This is a genomic window from Halomonas sp. 707D4, from assembly GCF_024158685.1.
Taxonomy (GTDB): domain Bacteria; phylum Pseudomonadota; class Gammaproteobacteria; order Pseudomonadales; family Halomonadaceae; genus Vreelandella.
The window spans coordinates 1-3682 of the sequence record NZ_JAMZBD010000324.1; the positions used below are offsets into that span (position 1 = coordinate 1).

The window sequence follows — 3682 nt, forward strand, 5'->3', positions numbered from 1 at the left end:
ATTCTCGAGCGCCTGGATCGGGTGCGCCTGGGCGAGGATGCCGCGCCGGTCATCCAGACGCTGGCCGGCGAGCACTGGCCCGCCATCGAAACCGCGATCGAGCGCTCGGCGCGCTGGCTGGTGCCGCTGTCGACCCGCTTTCGCATCGTCCACCCGCAGCATCGGCTGTGCTGGGTCGGTGTGAGCGCCCTTCCCGAGCGACACGTGGATGGCGTGACCTGGAACGGACTGATGATGGACGTCACGGGTCAGGTCGCTCACGAGCAGCGTCTCGAGAAGCGCTGCCATACCGATCTTCTCACCGGACTCGCCAATCGGCGCCGATTGACGATGGAGCTCAAGCGTCGTGCCCAGCAAAGTCGCGAGGAGGCGACGCCCTTGTCGGTGATGATGATCGACGTGGACTTCTTCAAGCGCTTCAACGACCACCACGGCCACGCCCGGGGCGACGAGATCCTGCGCTCACTGGCGCAACAGACCCAGAAACTTCTGCGTGAAAGCGATCTGATGGCGCGTCTGGGCGGTGAAGAGTTCGTGGTGGTAGCGCCGCGCACTTCCCTGAGCCACTGTCGCTGCATCGCCGACCGCGTTCGCGATGCGATCGCACGGCTGGACCTGGGTACCGGCGTCGGCGAGGTCACGGTCAGCATCGGCGTCGCCGAATATCGTCCGGACGAGGCGTTGACCACCCTGCTCAAGCGCGCCGATCAGGCACTCTACCGGGCCAAGGACACCGGTCGCGACTGCGTCTACCCCCTCGCCTGAACCCGCTCGAGGCCACTGCTTGAATTTGTGGCCCATTCGCGCCCGCGCGGTGTGGCAGTTCTTCGACCACGATGGCATCATTAAGCACTGCACACCCTTTTCCAGTCATCGCCTAACGAGGTAGTGGTCTACATGTTCGAGCATATTGAGCGGGTCCCGGGAGACGCCATTCTAGGACTGATCGAAGCTTTCAAGAAGGACACCAATCCCCAGAAAGTGGATCTGGGCGTTGGCGTCTACCGCGATGCCCAAGGCAATACGCCGGTCATGCGCGCCGTCAAGGAAGCAGAGGCCCGCCTGCTCGAAAACGAGACCACCAAGACCTACATCGGCTCCCACGGCGCCCCCGCCTACGGCGAGGTCGTGCTGCCGATCGTGCTCGGCGAAGGCTCGCCGGTACTGGCGGCCAAGCGTGCCAGCGCTACCCAATCGCCGGGCGGCACCGGCGCGCTGCGTCTGGCGGCGGACTTCATCGCAAGCCAGATGCCTGGCAAGGGCATCTGGGTGAGCGACCCCACCTGGCCGAACCACCACGGCATCTTCACTTCGGCCGGCATCGAGCTGCACAAGTACCCCTACGTCGATGCGGACAACCGCCTGGACTTCGACGGCATGGTCAACGCGCTCGAGAAGATACCGGAAGGCGACGTGGTGGTGCTGCACGCCTGCTGCCACAACCCCACCGGCTTCGATCTCTCCCAGGAGCAGTGGCGCGAGGTGCTCGACATTCTCAAGCAGCGCAAGCTGCTGCCGCTGGTGGATTTCGCCTACCAGGGCTTCGGCGAAGGCCTCGAAGAGGACGCCTTCGGCGTGCGTCTGCTGGCCGAGAACCTCGACGAGGTCATCATCACCAGCTCCTGCTCGAAGAACTTCGGCATCTACTGCGAGCGTACGGGCTGCCTGATCCTGGTGGCGAAGGACCAGGAGCAGATGGAGAACGTCCGCTCTCAGGTCGCCATCGTCGCCCGTGAGAACTACTCCAACCCGCCGGCCCACGGCGGCGCCATCGTCAGCACCATCCTGAGTGATGCCGAACTCACGGCAATGTGGCGCGAGGAGCTGACCGAGATGCGCGATCGCATCAACACGCTGCGCCGCGAGTTCGTCGAGGCGCTCGCGCCGTACGGCCTGGCGGACAAGTACGCCTGCGTCGCCGAGCAGCGCGGCATGTTCTCCTACACCGGCCTGACACCCGAGCAGGTGGACCGCCTGCGCGACGAGTTCGGCATCTACATGGTGCGCTCGGGTCGCGCCAACGTGGCCGGCTTCTCCAAGGAGAACCTGCCCTATCTTGCCAAGGCGATCGCCGCCGTCAACGAGTAACGCACCACTCCCTCGAAGCGCCCGGGCCTTGTGCCCGGGCGCTTTCGTTTTGAGTCCGAAAAATCTGACCGATCAGTCAAGTCGCCGAAGACACGGCGGCTTTTATCCTAGAGGCATTTCATGGCGGCCCACGGCATACGCTACCCCTGGTACAAGAAGGAAGACACCGACGCTTTCTTCGCCCTGTTTCAGAACAACATCGCCAACTTCGTGATCATCGCGATCACCATGCTGAGCCTCGGCTTCCCCGCCGAGATCGTCTACGGCCAGGTACTGCCCGGCGCGGCGGTGGCCGTGATGGTGGGCAATTTCTACTACGCCTGGAGCGCGGCGCGTCTGGCGCGACGCGAACAGCGCACCGACGTTACCGCGCTCTCCTACGGCATCTCGACGCCGGTGATGTTCGTCTTCCTGTTCGGCGTGCTGCTGCCCGCCAAGCAGCTCACCGGCGACGCCGAGCTCGCCTGGAAGGTGGCCGTCGCCGCCTGCTTCATCAGCGGCGCCATCGAGGTGCTGGTCAGCCTGGTGGGTCGCTTCGTCCAGCATCACCTGCCGCGAGCGGCCATGCTCGGCGCGGTCGCCGGGGTAGCGCTCACCTTCATCGCCGGCGAGATGCTGTTCAAGACGCTGGAAATGCCGGTCATCGGCCTGGTGGTGCTGGCCATCACCATCGTGGGTCTGGTGGCGCGCGTGGCCATGCCGTTCAAGCTTCCCACCTCACTGTTCGCCATCGTGATCGGCACGGCGCTGGCCTACCTGATCGACGATGCCGGCGGCGAACGCTTCAGCGACGCCTTCACCCACCTGGGCTTCTACCCGCTGCTACCCAACGCCGCCTGGTGGGAGGGCCTGGTCTTCCTGTTGACCGGCATGCTCGCCATCCTCACCGTGGTGCTGCCGATCACGCTCTACAACGCCATCGAGACGATGAACAACGTCGAGGCGATGGAAGCCGCGGGCGACAAGTACGACGTGCGCGAGTGTCAGGCGGTGGACGGTGCCGGTACCATGATCGGCGCGCTGTTCGGCGGCGTGTTCCCGACCACGGTCTACATCGCCACCGTCGGCGCCAAGTGGATGGGCGCCGGGCGTGGCTACAGCCTGCTCAACGGGGCGGTCTACGGCCTGGCGACGATGCTCGGGCTGATCGCCGCGCTCGCCGCGATCATCCCCGTCTCGGTGGTCGCCCCGATCCTGGTGTTCGTGGGCATCTCGATGATCGCCACGGCCTTCCAGGCCAACGATACCCGCTACTATCCGGCGGTGGCGCTGGCCATGCTGCCCTACTTCGCCAACTACGTGATGACGCGTTTCAACCGCGGCGCCGAAGAGGTCGTCAGCGGTATCTCGCCAGCCATCGTCGGTGTGGGCCAGGGCGCGATGTTCATGGCGATCCTGCTCGGGGCGATGACGGTCTCGGCGATCGATCATCAGTTTCGCAAGGCGGCGGTCTTCGCGCTGATCGCCGCCGGTCTTTCCTTCGTCGGCTTGATGCACGCCCCGGCGCTCGCCCTGAACGCCGCGCCGCAGTTCGTCATGGGCTATCTCGCCATGGCGCTGCTGTTCGCCTACTTCTCGCTGCAGAAGACGCCGC

3 protein-coding genes are annotated in these 3682 nt (G+C 65.2%); all 3 read left to right on the forward strand.

Annotated elements, in window-relative coordinates:
- A partial coding sequence (locus BIS11_RS12960) for a GGDEF domain-containing protein (RefSeq protein ID WP_367399210.1) occupies window positions 1–765 on the forward strand: 765 nt, incomplete at its 5' end.
- A 132-nt stretch (window positions 766–897) separates the two neighbouring features.
- Window positions 898–2088: an amino acid aminotransferase gene (locus BIS11_RS12965; RefSeq protein WP_253419001.1), complete on the forward strand. Its 1191-nt coding sequence runs from the start codon at window positions 898–900 to the stop codon at window positions 2086–2088.
- Between the two features lie 120 nt (window positions 2089–2208).
- Window positions 2209–3682: NCS2 family permease (locus tag BIS11_RS12970; protein ID WP_253586208.1), on the forward strand; the 1474-nt coding region annotated here is incomplete at its 3' end.